The following is a 20254-nucleotide window of genomic DNA, read 5'->3' on the forward strand; positions in this document are numbered from 1 at the left end:
CCTAGTCACCAGTTCCTCAAGACCAATCGGAATTAGTCTTTTAATTTTGCAGCTTTGGCTTTAACGATGGCGATGTCACCATTGACAGCTTTAGTCATGCGCATACCGTAGTCCGCATCTGCCTTATAGAAGTAAGACAACATGATGTGCTTGGTTTCTGAATCTTTGACATTGCCCAGATCAGCCGCCAGGTTCATGATCAGGTCATCTTTCTCTTTGGCAGTATATGAACGGTACAAGTCACCTGCTTGCTTGAAGTTTTGCTCTTTAGTACCGATCTGTTGCACATGACCAGTCAATGGCGTTTCAACTGCACGCGCTTTTTCAGTCGCCGGTTTTGGCTCTTTACGGCTTGGCTCGTAGTTCACATCAGAGTCACGTTCAGACACATTCATGTGACCTTCCTGGTTATTGTTGTTCACATTCACCACAGGACGGTTTACCGGAATTTGCTGATGGTTGGCACCTAGACGATACATTTGTGTATCTGAATAAGAGAAGATACGGCCTTGAAGCAAACGGTCTTCAGAGGGTTCGATACCTGGGACCAGATTACCTGGTGCAAATGCTGCCTGTTCAGTTTCATTGAAGAAATTCTTCGGCATACGGTTCAGCGTCAACGTACCGACTTTCACTTCTGGAACCAGATTGGTTGGCCAGATTTTGGTTGGATCTAGCGGATCGAAATCAAAGCTGTTCAGATCTTTAGGATCAAGCACCTGAATATATAGATCCCATTTCGGGAAATTACCTGCATAGATGTTGTTATAAAGATCGTTGGTCAAGTGGTTGAAATCTTTACCTTGTTGCACAGCTGCTTCTTTGACGTTCAAGCCCTTCACGCCCTGTTTAGAGCGGAAGTTGAATTTCACGTACTTGTATTCGCCTTTGTCGTTATACAGTTTGTAGGCATGTACACCGAAACCGTCCTGTTCGCGGTAGCTGGTTGGGACACCTTGCTTGCCATAAACATAAGTCAGCATGTTGGTTGCCCAAGGCTGGCTAGACAGGAAGTCAAACACACGGTTGGCATCTTGTACGTTGGTGACCGGGCTTGGTTTCATCGCATGGATGAAATCCGGGAATTTGATTGCGTCACGGATAAAGAAGACTGGCGTCTGGTTACCGACCAAATCCCAGTTACCTTCCTGAGTATAGAACTTGATGGCGAAACCGTGCGGGTCACGTAGGGTTTCTGGTGAACCTTTACCATGAATGACGGTAGACATGCGCACAAAAACTGGAGTTTTGGTACCTGCCTTGAATAAAGAAGCAATCGTTAAATCAGACAGATCTTTCGTCGTAACGAATTCACCATAAGCACCCGTGCCACGTGCATGAACCACACGTTCAGGAATGCGCTCACGGCCAAAACGTTGCAGTTTTTGAACCAGTTGTACATCCTGCAGCAAAGTTGGACCTTGTGGACCCGCAGTGATTGAGTTCTGGTTATCACCGACAGGTGCCCCGTTATCTTTGGTTAATGGCGCAGCTTGGGCAGCTGTCACCGTTGCAAGCATTGCAACAAGTAATGAACGCTTAAACATTTCTAAATCTCTCAATTTAATACCTTTCCTGCATGCAGCTAAGATACGTGAGAGCAAAAAATAGATAAAACAGATAATTTTTATTATTACGATCGTGTTTTTAGATAGTTTAAAATATTATCAATGATAATCAATAAATTAAGCCTGTTTTTTAGACATTAACTTAATAATAGATGAGTCTGATCTTGCTACAATGGCGGCAATTTTGAATCTGACTGAAATTGATTATGCGTGCATTATTACAACGGGTACTGGAAGCCAAAGTCGTGGTCGATGGTGAAACCACCGGAGAAATTGGTAAAGGTATTCTGGTTTTTCTAGGCCTCGGTAAAGAAGACAATCTGGAAAAAGGCAAAAAACTGATTGATAAGATATTGAAATATCGCTTCTTTGATGATGAGCAAGGCAAGATGGGCTGGAATGTCAGTCAGGCCGGTGGCGGTTTACTGCTAGTGTCCCAATTTACCTTGATGGCGCAAACTCAAAAAGGCTTACGTCCGGATTTTGGTCCCGCCATGCCGCCAAGCGATGCCAAGGTCTTGTATGAACAGCTGGTTGAATATGCGCAGAGCCAGTTCGAAAATGTACAAACCGGTATTTTTGCGGCCGATATGAAAGTGCATCTGGTCAATGATGGGCCGGTAACGTTTAATCTGGAAGTTGAATAAACTGTCATTGTTCTAGAATGAAAAAAGCCCTCTAAATGAGGGCTTTTTTTATACACTCTTAGAGAGTCGTAATATATTTTGCTCGGATCATTATATCCGCTGGAATATCTTGAACTAACATAACCGTAAGGGATTGTTGTCCTTTTTGTGAGGCAGTCTGATTCTCTTCAAGAACCGCATTGATGTCACTTGGATTTAAGGTATACATTGCACCTGTCGCAGGATCAACAATCAATAATCCGATTAAGCCACCAAAAATAATATTTGCGATATACCAGCCATTTACTGTGCCAGTAACTTGAACAGTTTTAGTCTGGAATCCTTCTTTTTTAAACGTTACATCGTAAGCTGCTGGTTTAAAAAATCCATTCCCACGCTTAAGCGTCACTGTTGCAGGCGTAACGCCAGTATGGACTTTTTCACCAGATTTATTTGCAATAGAAATTGATGCTTGTTCAGGAACGGACTTAAATGTCAGCGTTTGAGTTGATCCTGAAATAATACTCGCACAACCTGTCATGGTTAATGATGTAGCAATTAAACTTGCTGTAATTAATTTTTTCATAAAATACCCCCTAAAAATAAAGGGGGTACTTTACAGTAGAAAAATGATTATTCAATAAGCCTTTAGACTACTTACCAGTTTTCTCTTTAATAAACTGGCGTGCCATTTTTACTTTTTCTTTGACCGGTTTTGGCAGTTTAGGCGGAATCATTTTCGCGACCTGGTTAAACCAGACCAGCAGACCAAAATCGCCTTCCATTTTAATCGTGCCACTTTGCATACCGGTCATGAATGCAGTCGGATCACCTTTGAGCAACGTTTTTACACCCTGTTCGCTGTCAGCAAATTGCAGCACAAAATCAGCTTTTTCTGCATCACCTGAAACAGTATCAATATGACCATTATTCACAACGATCTGACGTGCCATTCCTTCATCTGTTCCGATCTGGATACGGAACTGGCGTTCATGTACCAATTCAATAAATTTCGGGCTGGTGCGTGCTAACTGCTTCATACGTAATGCAAGACCTGCGACCAGCAAATCAAGTGGATCGGTACTGAGGTCAACCAGAGGAAGTTTGAGCACAGGAATGGAGGACAGTTTCATGGAATTATGCCTATTCTAATTGTACGAAAATTGACAAATATCCTAGCATAGATCAAAGCCAGGCAGATGCAGGACTTTGTATCATATTTCTAAACGAAAAATGCACCCGCAGGTGCATTATTTCGCTGATATTAGAGAACTTAACGGCTAGATAGCTGCTGCTGGTCATCTTCATACACTGGTGTATGTTCGATATAACGGCGTTTAGCCAAAGCACGCTCTGCACGTCGATCTTCACGCAATAACAGTAAGGTCACTACGACCATCACGGCCGTTAAAGCTGTCAGATAGCTATATGTCATCGGGAGCTCAAACAAGGCTTGAGTACCTACTCGAATCACTTCGATCAGGCCCCAGGCCAGCATTCCCGCAGCCATAAAACTTAACCAGCGACGATAAGGCGAGAAGAAAACAGCAAGCACAGCCGCGGCGACTAAACTAAAGCCTACGAGAGTTGCTAGATTCGCTGTTACCATATAAACCCCTCCATCCAAAAGGATAGTGTGTATGCTTGATATTGCAACCGTCCTACCTATTGAATTTCGTTAAATCAATAAAATGGAATGTGTTGATTTGTATCTCTATGCATGCATTATGCTGAGTTTTTTACATAAAAAAAGTCCTGTTTTCTCCCCTTACGACATACTCTGTCGCGATATTATTTTGTCATTACATTTTTTATTTTCACAGTATTTGTGGATCAATTGCTGCGTCAATGTTGGCGTGTCATTACAAAATCATATGCCCTTTCATCGACTTAAAAAAAATATTTTCCGTTTAAGATGATCGGAGTATTTATAGACAAGCTGCGCCATCCCTCGATAAAAGTTAAGCTAAAAATATAAAAAAACGCGACCCTAAGGCCGCGTTGGATTTCATCGCAAAGCTATGTGTTAAGCGCGGCTCAGATCTTTATCATGTACACCGAGCAGGTAGAGCACACCATCCAGACCCACGCTGGAAATGGCCTGATTGGCATTCTGACGAACCAAAGGCTTGGCACGGAAAGCAACACCTAGACCCGCAATTGAAAGCATTGGCAGGTCGTTGGCGCCATCACCCACAGCAATGGTCTGTTCCAGAGAAATTCCCATGTTGTCGGCAATTTCGCGGAGCAATAAAGCCTTGCGTGCACCATCCACAATATAACCTTTGACTTCACCCGTCACCACGCCATCCTGCACATCCAGAACGTTGGCATGAACTTCATCAATTCCCAGTTTGGCTTGCAGATATTCTGCAAAATACTGGAATCCGCCAGACAGAATCGCGGTACGGTAGCCCAGTGCTTTCAAAGTTGAAATCAGGCGTTCTGCACCTTCAGTCACAGTTAGACGTTCTGCAATTTTTGGCAATACCGATGCATCCATGCCTTTTAATAAAGCAACACGGGCACGGAAACTTTGCTGGAAGTCCAGCTCGCCCTGCATCGCGCGTTCAGTAATTTCAGAGACTTGGATACCGACTCCAGCTTCAATTGCCAGCTCATCAATGACTTCCTGCTCGATCAGGGTCGAGTCCATGTCAAAGCAGACCAGACGGCGATTACGGCGGTAAGCATTGTCTTCCTGTACCGCGACATCGACATTCAGATTATTCGACAGGCTTAAGCAGGCTGCACGCATGGCTGCTGCATCCAGCATCTGGCCTTTCAGACCAAACTGTACACAGGCACGTTTAGGGCCAGTATTTGAACCATCCAGCTCAGGACGGCCAGAAAGACGGGTTACGGTTTCAATATTGAAGCCCTGACTCGACACAATCTGGGTCACGGCTTGCAGATGAGAGGCATTTAATTCCGGGGCCAATGCCGTTACGATATAACGCGTGCGACCACCCTCTCTTACCCACTGCTCATATTCAGCAGCAGAGATTGGTTTAAAGCGCACTGTTAACCCGATATCATGTGCTAGAATCAGGATTTCCTTCATGGCTAATGCTGTTGCAGTTTGGTCATCAGACGATACAACAATACCTAAGGTCAGTTGATTATGAATGACCGCTTGCCCCACATCTAGAATCTGTAAGGAATGAGCGGACAAAACCTGCATTAATCGTGTAAATTGATTAGGCTGGTCGGGTCCTAAGAATGATATAAGAATGATTTCTCGCATGAATTGACTCGGGTCTGAGCTACAACTATTGTTAGAATCATAATCGAAATTGAACAGAATTGCCTTGGAAGTTTACGTTGAATGCGCCTAGACAAGGGCTATTTGCTAGCCTACTGATTGTAAGTTTTGCTCTGCATACCTTTTTACTGGTATTGGCAACGACTCACCAACTGAATGATAACCGTGCCAACCAGGGACAGCTCATGACGAGCCAACTGGTCACAGACAGCCTGGCGGAGCTTGAACCGGCGAACCGCGTTTCTCTGGCACTTCTGGCCAACCGTTATGCGACTAACCCAAGCGTTGCTTCAATTCGTATCCTGGATGCGAATGGTCAGGTTTTAGCCACTGGTGGGCTGACCAAGACCCGTGATGGGGAAGTTTTTGTCCGTGATGCCCTGCAAAACGAGAAAAAAGTCGGTGTGATTGAAATCACCCTGATTGAGCCAAGTATTGGTGAAATTCTCCGGACTCAATGGCTTGCCATTCTGTTCTCTTTCATTATTCATGGTTTGCTTTGGGTCGGTTATCGTGCGGTAGCGCGTCCAAGCCGTACCGAGTATCTGGCACGTATCAATAATGAATCGCGACTGAAATTCGAGATTCAGACTTTAACTCAGGCATTAGAACAGGAAAAGCATAATGCTGCCCTCGCCATTGCCCAGGCACAGCAAGCCCTGAAAAACAAACCGAAAGAAAAAGACAGTAAACCTGTGGTCCTAGATACCGATAGCCTGAGCTTGAACATTCAGTTCTATGATCCAAAACAGTTGCTAGATAGTGTGAATAAGACGGTATCGGTTCCTTATTTCAATCTGTGCCAGATTTTCCTGAACAAAGCTACTGAACTGTGCATCCAGCACTACAAACTGAACAGCACGGATATTTGTACCGTACACAAGTTTGATGAAAAAGGTGCCAGTATCAGTATTGCAGCAGACAAGCCAGATGCCCTCGCCTGTCTGACCATGATCAGTTCAGTATTTCAGTTACTTTCAGAAGTTCTGTATAAACGTTATCGCGAAGAAAAACGTTTTGTGCTGCAAACACGTAGCGCAATTTCTTCAGCTGTTGAAGAAATGCAGCTTAATTCAGTTCAGGCTGCAGAACGTCTGGTGCAACAACTGGTCGCTAAGGAAAGTGCACTGCATGTTCCTAATGCCCTGTTAAAACAAATCGCAGACCACTTTGAGTTGGTCAGCATGCCAAATCCGACCAATGTTCTGACTCGTCATGCCTTTGTGGTCAATGGAATGGATGCAGAAAGTGCTGAACTGGCGCAAAGCTTCAGAACCGAGATTCTCAAATCGAAACAGTCTAAAGCATCCTAAGTCACAGAAAGCAAAAAGCCCGATTGAACATCGGGCTTTTTTATATGAGAGAAATATAATCTTCAGCAGTCAGGATGCTATGTATTCGCGGAAGTATCTTGTGCTGATACAGATTCAATTGTCTTGCTTTTGGCAGCCCAGTACGTCGCCAAGGCGGGTCCAGAAATATTATGCCATAGGCTGAAAATCGCACTTGGAACCGCAGTAATGGGAGAGGCGGCAAAATGGGTCGCAGCCAAAGCTACCCCTAAACCTGAATTCTGCATCCCCACTTCAATCGAAACCGCGCGACAATCGATTTCTGCCAGTTTAAATATTCGGCTGGCCCAATAACCCAGTAAATAGCCCATCCCATTGTGTAAAGCCACAAGACCTAAAATCATTAAACCAGATTCCAGAATCTGGGTTTTACTGCCGGCAATAATTGCCGCCACAATTGCGACAATGGCAATCACCGAAATTACTGGCATTACCTTGATATAGCCTTCCACCCTGGTTTTTAGAAGGGCACGGACAATCAAACCTAAAATGATTGGAAACAGCACTACTTGTAGAATCGAAATCAGCATGGACAAGGCATTAATTTCAATCCATTGACTGGCCAGCAGATAAAAAATTGCGGGAGTCAAAAGCGGTGCCAATAAAGTTGATACCGAAGTACACGCCACAGACAAGACTGTATTGCCTTTAGCCATATAGGTAATCACATTGGATGCCGTGCCACCTGGACAGCAGCCTACCAGAATTACACCAATCGCAATTTCAGCCGGAAGCTGGAATAGCTGACAGAGCAAAAAGGCTAACCCTGGCATCACCATAAACTGAGCCACGACCCCAATCGCGACGGCCTTAGGACTTTGTAAGATACTTTTAAAATCGCCTGGCGTCATGGTCATGCCCATGCCAAACATGATCAGACCCAACATCCAGGGAATATAGGCGCGTAACCAGACAAAAAGGTCCGGCAGCATCAAGGCAATGGCAGAAAACAGAATGACCCACAGAGCAAAGGTCTTTTGGACAAACTGGCTAAATTGAAGAAGTGCTGACATGGGGAAATCCAGGGGTCATAAAAAAGAAATCAAGGCATCTGTGAATGCCTCAAAGTAAACAAACCATTGCATAATGGCAAATGGCCCTAATCACCTTAAGTCAGCGCTTAGGCTGCATTAATAATATCTTTCAGATAAATCCGTTTTACGCCCTGTGCCAGCATGTCCTGCCAGGCATGTTGTAGCGAACCATTCAGGTCTATGCCTTTGGTGGCATCCGCAATGACATAGGCCTTAAAGCCGAGTTTACAGGCATCCATCGCAGTCCAGGCTACACAAAAATCAGTCGCGATACCCACGATAAACACGGTATCAATACCGCGCTCCCTTAAATAACCAGCCAGACCGGTACTGGTTTTCTGATCAGCTTCCATAAAGGCGGAGTAACTGTCGATATTTTGATGAAAGCCTTTGCGGATAATCAGTTGGGCTTGCGGAAGGTTCAACTCCGGATGGAATTCAGCATCCTCAGTCCCTTGTACACAATGACTCGGCCAGAGGACTTGAGAACCATAATCCAGCTGAATCGTGTCGTAGGCTGCTTGATCAGGATGATTGTCTGCAAAGGAAATATGCTCTGCCGGATGCCAATCCTGAGTCAGCACAATATTCTGAAAGTACTGCCCCAATCGATTGATATTCGGAATAATCTGATCGGCATTGGTAACAGCCAGATTTCCACCTGGGGTAAATCCTTTTTGTACATCCACTACAATCAGCGCCGCATTCTGCATCATTTTCATCCCTTGAAATCTGAGTTTGCATCCAAGCATAGCTTAAAACTAAAGAAAATTTTTAGTTCTTTAGGTAAAAATAGAATGACTCTGCATTCTGATAAAACTCATGATGAGTTAACTGTAAAAGCTATTGCTCTGCAAAACATAGAAAGAATTTGTCTTAAGCTGAACTGATACTGGAAAATAAAAAGCCTGCATCAGTGCAGGCTTTTCGGATATTCATCTTTTTATTTTTAAACTTTAGTACGGCTGATCAGGAATAGCATACATACCGCAGAGATTACGATACATGGAATCGCTGCCGAGATCACCCCTGCTGCACCGAAGCCTGCTGTCAGTAGCTGACCCGCAATTGCAGGGCCAAGCATGGCGCCGATACGACCAACTGCAGAAGCAACACCCACACCTGTACCACGTACTTCAGTCGGGTAAACGATACTACCGAAGGCATAGAGTACGCCCTGACAACCAATCACGAAGGCACCTGCCAGTGCTGCGGCCATGTACATTTGCTCAAGTGAGCTTGCACCGTTGAGTGCTAATAGACCCGCCAGGATACCGCCGTACATCAACAGAATGACATACGCTTTTTTCAGACGATCCGTCAGCATACCCAGAATCACGGTACCAATCGTTGCAGTCACCATGAAGTAGAACTGTGCAGTCGAACCATCTTTACGGGTGAAGCCCAGTTCCATAAACAATGATGGCAACCAGCTCAACATGATGTACACCACCATCAGAGTGAAGAAGTAGCTCACCCAGATGCAAAGCGTACGAAGCAGGTTGTCAGAGTTAAACAGATCCTTGAATGAACCCTGAGGAGATGCTGCACGTTCTGCGGCTGTCTTGTTTTGTGTCTTTAAGTATTCTTTAGATTCAGGCAGACACAACATCATCAGAGGAATCACGATAATGGGTAATAAACCACCCAGGTAGAAGACATTTTTCCAGTTTGCACCGAATTCAGTTGCTGCGATTAAAGACAAGATTGCAGCACCCACTGGCATACCACAGTACATCAGGCCTACGGCACGACCACGGTTTTGTGGAGCCACGGCTTCAGAAGCTAAAGTGATCAGAATCGGCATTGCACCGCCAAGACCCGCACCCGCCAGAAAACGAACTGCCAGCAAGCTGTGGAAACTGTTCACCCACACGGTACATAAGGTAAATAGTGCAAAAATTGCGGTTGACCAGATTAAAACTTTCTTACGGCCAATACGGTCCGCAAATCGACCACCGACCAGTGCACCAGGCAATAGGCCCAGAATCCCTGCACTAAAAAACACACCCAATTGTGAGCTATCAAGACCAAAGTGCTCACGAATACCAGCAGCGGCAATCCCGGCAGCCTGAATATCCAGGCCTTCAATCACAGCGATCAGGAAGCAGATCCCTACCGTGATGATCGCGTGCTTATTGTCTGATTTTTCCATTGGAATATCCTTGTTCAATCAGCGTTCAAAAGAGAGGCCATCATCTATGAGCCGCTAAATAGAATTAACTACCAATAAGTTGAACAATTTGCTCGGATATACTAAAAAATCCAGAAAATTGATGACCTTAAGATGCTGTTCGATAAAGTCAAAAAAGCAATTAATGAGAAGTATTAAAATCTCAGTATTTTTGGATTTAGACTTATACATCAAACCCGGGAATTCAACAGTGAGAAAAATTCGGGGCCGATCACTAATACGAAAAAAAGATTAGTTCAGGCATTTTTGCTTTTTATTCCTCATAAATGAGGTTTATTATTCGATATATTTTAGCTCTTAATTCATCGAATATAAATATTAATACTCCCCCTAAAATGCCATAAAAGAATGTTTTCTAAATCCATTTAATTTACTTAAGTAACTTATTCTTTATACTTTTTCTTGAAAAAATGAATTTATTAGCTTTCATACTGTTGGAGGATAAAGGATGATTTGGACAGTAAAAAATCATAACGATTAAAACTTGATTGTTGCCTGGAGGCTTTGTATAAAGAATTCATTGGCTTTTACTAAAGCATATTGTTCTTATGCGTTTGATCAGTCATAATTTGCATAAGCAATATTCAATTCAGTGCAAATCTATTGAATTTGCTACAAATCAAAATACAAACCCATCCCAAATATGTTTTCTCATTCTCTTCGGATGGACAAATAGGATAGTTTTTTAAAATGACTCAGCAAGCACAGACCATTCAGGGTTCCATTGTCGCAATCGTCACCCCCATGTTTGAAGATGGCAGCGTAGATTGGAAGGGTCTCGAGAAGCTGGTTGAGTGGCATATTACAGAAGGCACCAACAGCATTGTCGCGGTTGGTACCACTGGTGAAGCATCAACGCTCAGCATGAGCGAGCACACCCAAGTGATCAAAGAAATCATTCGTGTTGCTAACAAACGTATTCCTATCATTGCCGGTACAGGCGCAAACTCGACTCGTGAAGCAATCGAGCTGACTCAGGAAGCCAAAGAACTTGGCGCTGATGCTGCCCTGCTGGTTACTCCTTACTACAACAAACCGACTCAGGAAGGCCTATATCAGCATTATAAAGCCATTGCTGAAGCGGTTGACCTACCTCAAATTCTTTATAACGTTCCAGGTCGTACTGGCGTGGATATGGCCAACGAAACCGTGATCCGTCTGGCAGATATTCCACAAATCGTAGGCATTAAAGATGCAACAGGTGATGTAGCCCGTGGTGCTGCCCTGATTGAAGGTCTGGCAGGCAAAAACATGACTGTTTACTCAGGTGATGATGCAACTGCCTATGAGTTAATGGGTCATGGTGCCAAAGGCAATATCTCTGTGACTGCCAACGTTGCACCAAAAGTCATGAGTGAAGTATGTGCTGCAGCCATTGCAGGCGATGCGGCACGTGCTGAAGAGCTCAATGCTCAGGTTGCAAATTTACACAATATTCTATTTTGTGAATCAAACCCAATTCCTGTGAAATGGGCTCTCCATGATATGGGCTTAATTGGTACAGGTATTCGCCTTCCATTAACACCACTTGCAGAACAATATCGCGCTCCGCTTCATGAGGCACTTGTAGAAGCGAGCGTCATTAAATAAAGAGCAACGATTATGCAATTACGTTTAGGACTTACCCTGGCACTTTCAGTATTCAGTTTAGCAGGTTGTAGTTCAATGGCCTTTAAAAACGGTACCTTGGACTATAAAGAAACAACCACGCTGCAACCATTGCAATATCCTGAAGGGTCAATGGTTCGTCCTGCAACGCCTTTGTACCCTGCTCCAACAGTGGATCCGCTTGCCCTGGAAAATGCACCAAAGCTTGAAAATCAGCGTGGTAACCGCTTTGCGATGCCACGTCCTACTGCACAGCCAGTAAATTCAACTCAAGCAGATGAAACTCAAGAAAATTTTTCAGGAAAGCCGCAATTAGTCACTGACGGAAATCAAAATCCACTGCTCAAAATTGATGGAAATGCTGCTACAATATGGCAATACACTCTTGCCACGCTTAGCAGCCTTAACCATTCTATCGTTGGTCAAAATAAAGATCGTTATGAAGTAGCGATTCAGGTCGATCAGCAAACCTATGTTTTAAGACTCTCTCCCGCAGGTTCGAGTAACACCCTGGCTGTGTTTAATCCCGATAACAGTTTTGCCGACCGCGAAAAAGCAGCAGAACTGTTAAACCAGATTTACCAAAATTGGCCAGCCTAGACATTTTCTAGGCATTTTTTTTTGTAGAAGGTTCCCTCATGTTAAAACAAACCTTGCTCTATACTGGTAAAGCGAAATCTGTCTATACCACGGACAGTGAAGACCACCTGATTTTAGTTTTCCGTGACGATGCGTCCGCATTCAATGGCGAAAAAATCGAACAACTGGATCGTAAAGGTAAGGTGAATAACCGTTTTAACGCCTTCATCATGGAAAAGCTGGCTGCTGCTGGTATTGAAACTCATTTTGAGAAACTGCTGACACCGACTGAAGTGCTGGTGAAAAAACTTAAAATGATTCCAGTAGAATGTGTGGTACGTAACTATGCTGCGGGTTCTTTATGCCGTCGTCTGGGTGTAGAAGAAGGTAAAGAGTTAACGCCTCCAACATTCGAATTGTTCTTCAAGGATGACGCGCTAGGCGATCCAATGGTGAACGAATCTCAAGCGATTGCTTTAGGTTGGGCGACTGCTGAACAACTGGCAAAAATGAAAGAACTGACTTACCAAGTGAACGATGTGCTTAAGGCATTATTCGAAGCGGGTAATATGCTTCTGGTTGACTTTAAACTTGAATTTGGTGTGTTCCACGACCGTATCGTACTGGGTGACGAATTCTCTCCAGACGGTTGCCGTCTATGGGATAAAGACACCAAGAAAAAACTGGATAAAGACCGTTTCCGTCAAGGCCTAGGCGGCGTGGTTGAAGCGTACGAAGAAGTTGCAGCACGTTTAGGTATCAATCTTGAAGATATCTAAGCACTAGTAATGCTTCAAAGAACCGGGTTAATAACCCGGTTTTTTATTGTCTAATCTTATGATCGAAAAAATGAATTTTATTAATAAAAATGATCGTTTTTACATTATTCAATGCATGTCTTAATATTACTGTATTCCGGCAACATCCTCAGCAGATGCAATCCATCTGATGTTGCTGACCAGATTTATACCCTTACCCTCTAGGATGTATCTCCCCCAAGACATCCTATTTCAGCCCAATTCTCCTTGAATTGGGCTTTTTTTGTTTACTGCTGCTGTTGTTCCTGCTGCCAGCGACGTTGTTGCAGACGTTCGCCTTCTACTTCACGCTTATTACGTGCCGATTCGTACAGTTTAGTGCCTTTCAGCTCAGGCGGCAGGTAATCTTGCAAAACAAAATGTTCCGGATAGTTGTGCGGATATAGATAATTCACTCCATAACCCTGCTCTTTCATCATTTTGGTCGGTGCATTACGCAGATGTAAAGGCACTGGCAAATTGGCCGTTTTTTCAGCCAGATCCATCGCTTTATTAATGGCGAGATACGTACTATTACTTTTGGCACTGGTCGCCAGATAAACCGCACATTGTCCCAGAATAATCCGGCATTCCGGCATGCCAATCGCTTGAACTGAGCGGAAACATTCGCCCGCCAGCAACAAGGCATTCGGATTGGAATTGCCAATATCTTCTGATGCCGCAATCAGCATACGGCGGGCAATAAAGACTGGATCTTCACCACCTTTCAGCATGCGTGCCATCCAGTACAGGGCAGCATCCGGATCACTGCCACGAATCGACTTGATGAAGGCCGAGACCAGATCATAGTGCTGCTCGCCAGACTTGTCATAACGGGCAATATTCTGCTGTGCGACTTTGACCACAATCGCATTGGTAATGATATTTTCCTGGTCAGCCTCAAAGGTACTGGCAATCAGATCCAGCAGATTGAGCGCCTTACGCGCATCCCCAGCGGCAAACTGCAGTAAGGCGTCAAATTCTTCAATCTGGATATAGCGTTCCTGCAGAAATTTGTCAGTCTGAATCGCCTGAGTCAGTAAAGTCTGAATCGCTTCATCACTCAGCGCATTTAAGGTATAGACCTGACAACGTGACAGCAAGGCACTATTGACTTCAAAGGATGGATTTTCCGTCGTCGCACCAATCAAGGTAATTTTGCCTTTTTCGACGGCATTCAGCAGTGCATCCTGCTGGGATTTATTAAAACGGTGAATCTCGTCAATAAACACCACGGGCGTCAGCAGATCACCACTTTCTGCAATGACTTCACGCAACTCCTTCACACCAGTATTGAGTGCAGACAGGCTGATAAATGGCCGGTCTACCGCTTGGGCAAGTAGCAAGGCAATTGTGGTTTTACCTACTCCAGGTGGACCCCAGAAGATAATCGATGGTAAATGCCCTTGGTCAATCATCTGACGTAGAGGTGCATTCTCTCCAAGCAAGTGATCCTGCCCGATAATTTCTGCAAGGTCGCGAGGCCGCAAGCGTTCTGGAAGCGGGATATGACTGTCTGACATCTTATTATTGGCTCAAATTAAATTCTGCTTTCATTCTAACACTGGTAGTTTTGATTCCAATATTTCAAACATTTATGAGAAAAATTTAATTTATGTAAGAAAGCTCTATTTTTTTTACAATGAATGGATTAATCTTATGAAAAGTAGATAAATAGAACATGATTAATTACAGGTGAATAACCTTGTAAATTTCACATTGTCTCATATTAATTAGAATGGACTTGAGCAACTGATTGGATGCTCTTTGGGTGGTATCGGTGGGGATGCATGAAGCATAATAAATCTAGACGAACAACTGCAGAATGCGCTGAGTCGCTTATTTCAACCTCGATACAATCTTCTAATGAGCAACATGCAAAATTCAGATTATTACAGGATCTGATTAATGATGTGCCACATCCACTCTGGGTGCTGGGCAAGGATAATATTGAATATTTTAATCAGGCACTTTCGGATTATTTAGGCACTAATTTAAGTGAACATGGTCCTAAAGAATGGCAAAGCCTGATTCATCCAGATGATCAACCAGCCTTTTCTGAGCAATGGCATGCTGCCCTGAATCAGCAACAAGGCTTTAATACCCAGTGCCGGATTAAATCGGCCGATTCCAGCTACCGTATGTGTGCCTTGGCCATCAAGTTTCAGCATACAGCGGAACATCTGCTGCAATGGTCGGTATCCCTGACCGATATTCATGAATATTTCGAGATTCAGCAACAGCTGTCTCAGGTGATTTCTACCCAGAAAAATATGCTGGATGCCAGTGTCGACTGTATTAAAGTCATGTCTCCACAAGGCGAGATCCGTCATATCAATCAGTCAGCCTGTCATAAGTTAGGGATTGATCCTGAACAGCAGCCTACCCTGCATTCATGGTTAAATCTGTTACCCGCTGAAGTTAAAAAAACTGGACAACGCGCTTTAAAACAGGCTGCTCAAGGTTTAAATAGCCGTTTTGTAGAAAAAGCTCAGACAGAGGATCAGTACCCAGAATATTGGGATCATTTACTGACTCCGGTATTGGACGAAAATAATATTCCTCAAAATATCTTGTGTGTTTCGCGCAATATCAGTCAGCAAAAAATAGCAGAAAGCCGTTTAAAAGCCGTAATTCAGCGTGATGAGCTGACCGGCCTGTATAACCGCAATGCCTTTTATAAGACCTTTAAACAAGTACTGCTAAAAGCCAAGCAGCAGCAAATGATGGTTGGCCTGCTCCTGATCGATCTGGACTATTTCCGGCATATCAATGACACCCTGAGTCATATTGCCGGAGATCATTTGTTGCATGTCTTGGGCAAGCGTTTTCAGGCCTGTTTTGGCTCCAACAATATAGTCGTTGCCCGTCTCGGTGGAGATGAGTTTGCCATTCTGGTCAAAAACTTGGAAAACGAAGCCCAGCTGATTAATACCGCACAACTGGCCTATGCTCAACTAGAACAACCAGTAAGTTATGTCGGCCATCGCATGAGTATTGGCATGAGTATTGGTTGTACCGTTTATCCGCGTGATGCCCAGAATAGTTCCAACCTGCTGAAATGCGCCGATATTGCCCTGAATGATCTGAAAAATAGTGGGCGTGGCGGAATTCGCATGTTTAATCAGGAGATGTTCAGATCACTGGAAAACATGACCAAACAACTGACGCTGGCACGCAAGATTATTCATGCAGATCAGATCATCCCTTATTATCAGCCTAAGGTTCGCCTCTCCGATGGTGAGGTGATTGGTTTCGAAGCCTTGTTGCGCTGGCAAGATCAGCAACATCAGATCCAGTTACCCTCTCATATTTTTTCAGCTTTTCAGGACTATGATCTGGCTTCGCGCATCAGTGAAACCATGCAGCTAAAAGTCTTTGAGGATATGAGTCGCTGGCAGGCCGAAGGTCTGGATATACTGCCAATTTCAATCAATGCAGCTCCGGTTGAATTCCTGCGCGATGACTATGCTGAAAAATTTCTGGCTCGTCTATCCCGATTCGATATTCCTGCACATAAGGTTGAGCTGGAAATTACCGAGCAGAGCTTATCCGAAGGCGGAGCCAATTATGTGATCCGGGCACTAAACCTGCTGAAAAAACATGGAATTCATATTTCTCTGGATGACTTCGGTACCGGACATTCTTCCCTGACCCGTTTGCAGGAATATCCGGTCGACTGCATCAAGATTGATCGCAATTTTGTAGAACGCATGAACAATGATCCGTCTGCACTGGCCATTGTCAAAGCCATTACCCAGATTGGTTCCAGTATTTCTCTGGATGTACTGGTCGAAGGCATTGAGAATACTGAACAACTGGACACGCTGATCAATTGTGATTGCCAGATCGGACAAGGCTTTTATTTTTATCGTCCTATGTCCGGGTCCTCAGCACAGCAACTGCTACAACAGGCAGCTTAATTTTTTTATTTAATCATTTGACGGGGCTGGATTGCGCTAATCATTAGCGCACCCAGCGCACGATATATTCATCAATTTCATCTTCATCAATATCGACTTCACTTAAACAGCGACCAGCAGCAGACTTTTTGGCCTGAATTACGCTTTGTCGTGAACCTGTCTTCAGATAATGCCAGGATGGCAGGCTTTTTCCTTCAGCAACTCGGCGATAAGCACAGCTTGATGGTAACCAGTGAATAGTGTCCAGTTTCTCAGGTGTTAGTTGTATACAATCCGGCACATATTGCAGCCGGTTCGGATAATCCGAACAGCGAGCGGTTTTGCAGTCCAGTAATTTGCAAGCCACTTTGGTATAGGCAACTTCATGGGTGTCTTCATCTTCCAGCTTGATCAGGCAGCAAAGTCCACAACCGTCACAAAGCGCTTCCCATTCTTCTGGCGTCAGCTCAGTGAGACTATATTTTTTCCAGAAGTATGGACGTAAGGCATCAGACATAATCAAAACGGCTATGGTAAAAATCAGCTTATTATACCAAGTCTCAACAAAGGAAATGTAGGGACGTGAATCTTATTAATATCACGTAAACTATTGTTAAATCAGAGACAGTACATCAACAAAACACTAACAGTGCCCAAAATCGAATATTCCTATACTGGATTTGAGAATAAAAACACATGGAGAATTGATATGTTTCGCTGGGCTATTATTTTTGCTGTGATTGCCTTAATTGCCAGTCTACTTGGTTTCGGTGGAGTAGCAGGCTTATCTAAGGATTTCGCAATTATCTTATTAGTGATTGCCGTTATTCTTGCCATTGTTGGTTTCCTTTCTCGCGGCAAGGTCTAGCGACTGAGTTCTGCTTAAGGAAAAGTTTCCTACAGAAAAAACAAGAGCCATTTGGCTCTTGTTTTTTTATGCGCCAAAAATAGATCAAGGTTTGATATGGCGTGGTCTGAAACCAGCAGCGACCAGCGCGGCCAAATATGCCACTACCCCGACCACACATAAAATCAGCACTTCCAGTACACGCATCCACTGTGATACATCACCATTGTACCAGCTCAGTGCATAGGCCAAGGCTGCAATCATCACCACATTGGCAAACATGAATTGCATAAAGATTTTTTTCCAGTGGGCACCAAAACGGAAAATATTGCGTTGATGCAGATAAAAATACAGTAGACCTGCATTGACCATGGCTGAACCAGTCGAAGCCAGTGCCAGTGCCATATGCTCCGCTTCCCAATGAATCAGCTTAAAGAAACCAATAAAGATCACGTTCAGAATTGCATTGGCTGCTACGGCCATTAAACCGACGCGTACCGGTGTACGGGTATCCTGCTGGGCATAGAAGCCGGGAGCAAAGACTTTAATCAGCATAAAAGCAATTACACCACCACTCATACATTGCAGTGCCAGCGCCGTCATCTGGGTATCTTCAAAAGTGAACTGTCCGCGTTCAAATAATGCCTGAATAATCGGTGTTGACAGCATGAACAAGGCAATACTGGCTGGTAGACCAACCAGTACGATGACTTTCGCTGCCCAGTCCATCATGCCGCGGAATTTTTCCGGATTCTTTTCCGTATGCTGTGTGGATAAAGACGGCAGAATCACGGTACCGATTGCCACACCAATCAGACCCAATGGCAACTCAGTCATGCGTTCAGCACTATACAGCCACGACACTGAACCGTCCTGCATGAAAGAAGCCCAAACCGTATTCAGTAACAGGTTGATCTGGGTGACCGATACACCAAACAAAGCGGGTAGCATCAGTTTCATGATGCGATCCACCCCTTCATGCTTGAAGTCTACTTTCGGTGGAATCAACAGGTTTTTACGCCATAATTCTGGAATCTGGATTGCCAGCTGCAAAATACCGGCAATGACGACGGCCCAGCCTAGCGCCATAATCGGCTCTGCCATAAAAGGAGTGAGCCAGAGCGCACCGGCAATCATGGCAATATTCAATAAGACCGGAGCAAAGGCTGGCGTACTGAAAGAGCCATAACTGTTCAGAATACTGCTGGCAAAAGCCGTTAATGACATAAACAGTAGGTATGGAATGGTCAGACGGAACATGTCTGTGGCCAGCGCAAACTTTGCTTCATCGCCATGAAACCCTGGCGCATAGATATACATGATCACCGGTGCGGCAATGATGGCAATCATGGTCAGGGTGGTCATGAAGGTAGCCAGACAGCCAAAGACCCGGCTGATCAGGATCTGCACTTCTGCATGGGTGCGACTGGTCTTATATTCAGTCAGTACCGGAATAAAGGCTTGGGAGAATGCCCCTTCTGCAAACAGTCGTCTGAAAAAGTTTGGAATACGAAATGCCACCACGAAGGTATCGAAATCTTTACCGGCACCGAATACATTCAGTAAAACCACATCCCGGACCAATCCCAGAACCCGCGACAACATGGTCATCGCACTGACAATTACGGTCGAACGCCAAAGGGCCATCCTATTCACCTAATAATTAATTTGGGCCTATTGTAATGAAACTTGCAAAAGAAGTTCATTGCTTAATCACATGACTTCCTGAAGGGTCATGGGTTCTTATAATGTTGTAACTGAGTACGAAAAGCACACCAGTCAAAATATGGTCCCGGATCGGTTTTACGTCCCGGTGCAATATCTGAATGTCCAGCAATATGCTGCTGCAGTTTGGGATAATAGTCTTGCAAACAGGCGGTGACTTTGACCAAGGCATCATATTGTGCCTGTTCAAACGGCAGGTCATCACTGCCTTCCAGTTCAATCCCGATGGAATAATCATTACATTCTTTTTTGGCCAGATAGCTGGAACGACCGGCATGCCAGGCCCGGTCATTAAAATTCACAAACTGTAGCACTTCACCAGAACGCAAAATCAGCAGATGTGCAGACACCTGCATGCCTTCAATAGTCTGAAAATACGGATGCACGGACCAGTCCAGCTGATTCTGAAAAAACTGTTCAATATAACCACCACCAAACTGTGACGGCGGCAGACTGATGTTATGGATCACCAGCAACTGGATGTCGGTATGTTCAGGCCGCTGATTAAAATTTGGAGAAGGGATCTGGCGCGCGCCGAGCAATTGCCCGTCCCGGATTTGAAACTCAGCTGCCTGTTGCATAAAACCTTCCTGTACAAAAATAAAATCTGCAATATCAGGATTGCAGCCGGCTTAATGCTAAAACTTTCATAGGCAAATCTCAATTCATCCCGGCAGACTGTATGAAAAATCGCTCATTTTAATGTAACGGTGTTAAGATAACGCACAATTTTTCACGGCTAAAAAAGATACGGAAA

19 protein-coding genes are annotated in these 20254 nt (G+C 44.3%); 7 read left to right on the top strand and 12 right to left on the bottom strand.

Annotated features, from left to right (window positions below; translation table 11 throughout):
* Positions 1 to 32: 32 nt before the first annotated feature.
* Entirely contained in the window at positions 33 to 1547 is a 1515-nt protein-coding gene (locus tag AC4MCD_RS13950; protein WP_312535218.1) for a catalase, read from the bottom strand.
* Between the two features lie 227 nt (positions 1548 to 1774).
* Between AC4MCD_RS13950 and dtd the strand changes: the two genes are divergently transcribed.
* Positions 1775 to 2215, top strand: coding sequence for a D-aminoacyl-tRNA deacylase (gene dtd / locus AC4MCD_RS13955; protein ID WP_004281259.1), 441 nt, complete (start codon positions 1775 to 1777; stop codon positions 2213 to 2215).
* A 58-nt stretch (positions 2216 to 2273) separates the two neighbouring features.
* Here the strand turns inward: dtd and AC4MCD_RS13960 are convergent, their stop codons facing one another.
* From AC4MCD_RS13960 to serB, 4 genes are all read right to left on the bottom strand, one after another.
* Entirely contained in the window at positions 2274 to 2780 is a 507-nt protein-coding gene (locus tag AC4MCD_RS13960) for a hypothetical protein (RefSeq protein ID WP_180178858.1), read from the bottom strand.
* 67 nt (positions 2781 to 2847) lie between these two features.
* Positions 2848 to 3327 carry an SCP2 sterol-binding domain-containing protein gene (locus tag AC4MCD_RS13965; RefSeq protein WP_004281258.1) on the bottom strand — a complete coding sequence of 160 codons (480 nt, stop codon included), beginning with the start codon at positions 3325 to 3327 and terminating at the stop codon, positions 2848 to 2850.
* 140 nt (positions 3328 to 3467) lie between these two features.
* Positions 3468 to 3803 carry a ciprofloxacin tolerance protein AciT gene (gene aciT / locus AC4MCD_RS13970; RefSeq protein ID WP_034703185.1) on the bottom strand — a complete coding sequence of 112 codons (336 nt, stop codon included), beginning with the start codon at positions 3801 to 3803 and terminating at the stop codon, positions 3468 to 3470.
* A gap of 417 nt (positions 3804 to 4220) precedes the next feature.
* Positions 4221 to 5441 (bottom strand): phosphoserine phosphatase SerB, encoded by a 1221-nt coding sequence (serB, locus tag AC4MCD_RS13975; protein ID WP_491876296.1) that lies wholly within the window; start codon positions 5439 to 5441, stop codon positions 4221 to 4223.
* A 77-nt stretch (positions 5442 to 5518) separates the two neighbouring features.
* Here serB and AC4MCD_RS13980 point away from each other — a divergent pair, with 77 nt between their 5' ends.
* Positions 5519 to 6772, top strand: a complete 1254-nt coding sequence (locus AC4MCD_RS13980) for a hypothetical protein (RefSeq protein ID WP_180014874.1) — start codon at positions 5519 to 5521, stop codon at positions 6770 to 6772.
* A gap of 77 nt (positions 6773 to 6849) precedes the next feature.
* Here AC4MCD_RS13980 and AC4MCD_RS13985 read toward each other — a convergent pair whose 3' ends face one another.
* From AC4MCD_RS13985 to mhpT, 3 genes are all read right to left on the bottom strand, one after another.
* A complete protein-coding gene (locus AC4MCD_RS13985) occupies positions 6850 to 7824 on the bottom strand; it encodes a bile acid:sodium symporter family protein (RefSeq protein ID WP_491876297.1) in 975 nt (324 codons plus the stop codon).
* A 107-nt stretch (positions 7825 to 7931) separates the two neighbouring features.
* The gene (gene pncA, locus AC4MCD_RS13990) at positions 7932 to 8561 is read right to left on the bottom strand and encodes a bifunctional nicotinamidase/pyrazinamidase (protein ID WP_491876298.1); all 630 of its coding nucleotides are present in this window, start codon (positions 8559 to 8561) and stop codon (positions 7932 to 7934) included.
* A gap of 233 nt (positions 8562 to 8794) precedes the next feature.
* Positions 8795 to 10000: a 3-(3-hydroxy-phenyl)propionate transporter MhpT gene (gene mhpT / locus AC4MCD_RS13995; RefSeq protein ID WP_491876299.1), complete on the bottom strand. Its 1206-nt coding sequence runs from the start codon at positions 9998 to 10000 to the stop codon at positions 8795 to 8797.
* 729 nt (positions 10001 to 10729) lie between these two features.
* Between mhpT and dapA the strand changes: the two genes are divergently transcribed.
* From dapA to purC, 3 genes are read left to right on the top strand one after another with little or no spacing between them, the layout of a single operon-like run.
* A complete protein-coding gene (gene dapA, locus AC4MCD_RS14000; RefSeq protein WP_491876300.1) occupies positions 10730 to 11629 on the top strand; it encodes a 4-hydroxy-tetrahydrodipicolinate synthase in 900 nt (299 codons plus the stop codon).
* A gap of 12 nt (positions 11630 to 11641) precedes the next feature.
* Positions 11642 to 12247 carry a hypothetical protein gene (locus AC4MCD_RS14005; RefSeq protein ID WP_004781397.1) on the top strand — a complete coding sequence of 202 codons (606 nt, stop codon included), beginning with the start codon at positions 11642 to 11644 and terminating at the stop codon, positions 12245 to 12247.
* 38 nt (positions 12248 to 12285) lie between these two features.
* Positions 12286 to 13005, top strand: coding sequence for a phosphoribosylaminoimidazolesuccinocarboxamide synthase (gene purC / locus AC4MCD_RS14010; RefSeq protein ID WP_004781395.1), 720 nt, complete (start codon positions 12286 to 12288; stop codon positions 13003 to 13005).
* 266 nt (positions 13006 to 13271) lie between these two features.
* On the opposite strand, the gene AC4MCD_RS14015 is transcribed toward purC, so the two are convergent.
* On the bottom strand, positions 13272 to 14546 hold the full coding sequence (locus tag AC4MCD_RS14015; protein ID WP_034704000.1) for a replication-associated recombination protein A: 1275 nt from the start codon (positions 14544 to 14546) through the stop codon (positions 13272 to 13274).
* 267 nt (positions 14547 to 14813) lie between these two features.
* On the opposite strand from AC4MCD_RS14015, the gene AC4MCD_RS14020 reads away from it, so the two are divergent.
* Positions 14814 to 16946, top strand: a complete 2133-nt coding sequence (locus AC4MCD_RS14020; RefSeq protein ID WP_180104733.1) for a putative bifunctional diguanylate cyclase/phosphodiesterase — start codon at positions 14814 to 14816, stop codon at positions 16944 to 16946.
* A gap of 43 nt (positions 16947 to 16989) precedes the next feature.
* Here AC4MCD_RS14020 and AC4MCD_RS14025 read toward each other — a convergent pair whose 3' ends face one another.
* Positions 16990 to 17442, bottom strand: a complete 453-nt coding sequence (locus tag AC4MCD_RS14025) for a YcgN family cysteine cluster protein (protein ID WP_004781392.1) — start codon at positions 17440 to 17442, stop codon at positions 16990 to 16992.
* 192 nt (positions 17443 to 17634) lie between these two features.
* Between AC4MCD_RS14025 and AC4MCD_RS14030 the strand changes: the two genes are divergently transcribed.
* Positions 17635 to 17793 (top strand): DUF1328 domain-containing protein, encoded by a 159-nt coding sequence (locus AC4MCD_RS14030; protein WP_004647174.1) that lies wholly within the window; start codon positions 17635 to 17637, stop codon positions 17791 to 17793.
* Positions 17794 to 17877: 84 nt separating this feature from the next.
* Here the strand turns inward: AC4MCD_RS14030 and murJ are convergent, their stop codons facing one another.
* Both murJ and ampD read right to left on the bottom strand, forming a co-directional pair.
* Positions 17878 to 19428: a murein biosynthesis integral membrane protein MurJ gene (murJ, locus tag AC4MCD_RS14035; RefSeq protein WP_171431246.1), complete on the bottom strand. Its 1551-nt coding sequence runs from the start codon at positions 19426 to 19428 to the stop codon at positions 17878 to 17880.
* A gap of 77 nt (positions 19429 to 19505) precedes the next feature.
* Positions 19506 to 20078: a 1,6-anhydro-N-acetylmuramyl-L-alanine amidase AmpD gene (gene ampD, locus AC4MCD_RS14040; RefSeq protein ID WP_485177803.1), complete on the bottom strand. Its 573-nt coding sequence runs from the start codon at positions 20076 to 20078 to the stop codon at positions 19506 to 19508.
* Positions 20079 to 20254 lie beyond the last annotated feature (176 nt).

The organism is Acinetobacter sp. CAU_H_78, assembly GCF_058599365.1.